The sequence below is a fragment of the Micromonospora sp. R77 genome (genome assembly GCF_022747945.1).
GTDB lineage: Bacteria > Actinomycetota > Actinomycetes > Mycobacteriales > Micromonosporaceae > Micromonospora.
The window spans coordinates 1-1,679 of the sequence record NZ_JALDST010000013.1 but is presented as its reverse complement, the minus strand read 5'-3'; the positions used below and the strand labels follow the sequence as shown (position 1 = coordinate 1,679).

The window sequence follows — 1,679 nt, the reverse complement described above, 5'->3', positions numbered from 1 at the left end:
GCCGCCGGACCCCCGGCGGACGCCCGACCACGGCACCGTCCGGGTCACGCTGCGGACGAGCCAGGGCCCGATCGGGCTGACCCTCGACCGGGAACAGGCCCCGTGCACGGTGCAGAGCTTCCTGCACCTGGCCCGGCACAGGTTCTACGACCGGACGCCGTGCCACCGGCTCACCGCGTACCCCACGTTGAAGGTGCTGCAGTGCGGCGACCCGTCCGGAACCGGCGAGGGCGGTCCGGGCTACCGGTACGCCGACGAACTCCCCACCGACCTGCCGCCCGCGCCCACCGACCCGACCGGGGTGCGCCGGCTCTACGCCCGCGGCACCCTGGCGATGGCGAACGCCGGCCCGGACACCAACGGCAGCCAGTTCTTCCTGGTCCAGTCGGACTCGGCACTGCGCCCCAACTACACCGTGTTCGGCACGATCGACGAGGCCGGGCTGGCCACCCTGGACCGGATCGCGGCCGGCGGGATCGCCGCCACGCCGGACGACCCGGCCCCGGTCGACGGCGCGCCGGCTCTGCCGGTGGAGATCTGCCGGGCCACCCGGGGCCGCTGAGCCCCACCCGGCGGGGCGGGTCGCCGTCCCGCCGGGTGCGGTCCGCCGGCCGGACGCCGGGGTGCGGATCCGCCGACCGGCTGCGTCGGGGAGTGCTCGCCTGGTCCTCGATGCGGCGGCGGGAGCATGACACGATGGCCGGTGTCCGGCCCGCCGGGTGGCCGGGACACGACCTGATGGAGTCGGCATGTCAGGACAGGCCGGCGTGCCTGTGCCAGGTTTGGCACCACTGTGGACGCACGATCCGGTGACGGCCGGCCCGTACCGGCTGCTCGGCCGGCTGGGTGCGGGTGGGCAGGGGGTCGTCTATCTCGGCGAGGACGACACGGGCGACCGGGTCGCCGTCAAGATGATCAACATCGACCTGAGCGATCCCCGGGCGCGCTCGCAGTTCATGAAGGAGATCGCCGCGGCCCGCCGGGTCGCGCCGTTCTGCACCGCCCAGGTGCTCTTCGCCGAGGTGGACGGGGAGCGGCCCTACGTGGTCAGCGAGTTCATCCCGGGGCCCACCCTGCACCGGCACGTCCGCGAGCACGGCCCGGTCGTCGGCAACGCGCTGCACCGGCTCGCGGTCGGCACCGCCACCGCGCTCGCCGCGATCCACCGCTCCGACGTGGTGCACTGCGACCTGAAGCCGGACAACGTGGTGCTGGGCCAGGACGGGCCGCGGGTGATCGACTTCGGCATCGCTCGCGCCCTGGGCATCACCGAGACCGCGTCCAGCCAGGTCATGGGGACCACCGCGTACATGGCGCCCGAGCGGTTCCGCAACGACGGCGTCGGTCCACCCTGCGACGTGTTCGCGTGGGCCGCCACGATCGCCTTCGCCGCCGGCGGCCGGCCGCCGTTCGGCAACGACTCGCTCTTCGCGGTGATGCACCGGGTGCTCCACGAACCGCCCGACCTGCCCGCGCTTCCCCCGGGTCTGGACGCCCTGATCCGGCAGTGCCTGGCCAAGGAGCCGGCGGACCGGCCGGAGGCCGAGCAGGTGCTGGTACGGCTGCTCCGGCAGGACGACCGGGTCACCGGCCCGCTGCGCCCCGACACCGTGCTCGCGGTCGGTGACGAGACCGCCGGCGCGCCCACACCGAACCACCCGCTGCCCCGGCCCGCCGCA

2 protein-coding genes are annotated in these 1,679 nt (G+C 74.9%); both read left to right on the top strand.

Annotation, left to right across the window (positions count from 1 at the left end; all coding sequences use genetic code 11):
• Positions 1-562, top strand: a 562-nt coding sequence (locus MRQ36_RS32835) for a peptidylprolyl isomerase (RefSeq protein WP_242801709.1), incomplete at its 5' end; no start/stop codon positions are given.
• A gap of 247 nt (positions 563-809) precedes the next feature.
• The coding region (locus MRQ36_RS32830) for a serine/threonine-protein kinase (RefSeq protein ID WP_242801707.1) at positions 810-1,679 on the top strand (870 nt) is incomplete at its 3' end.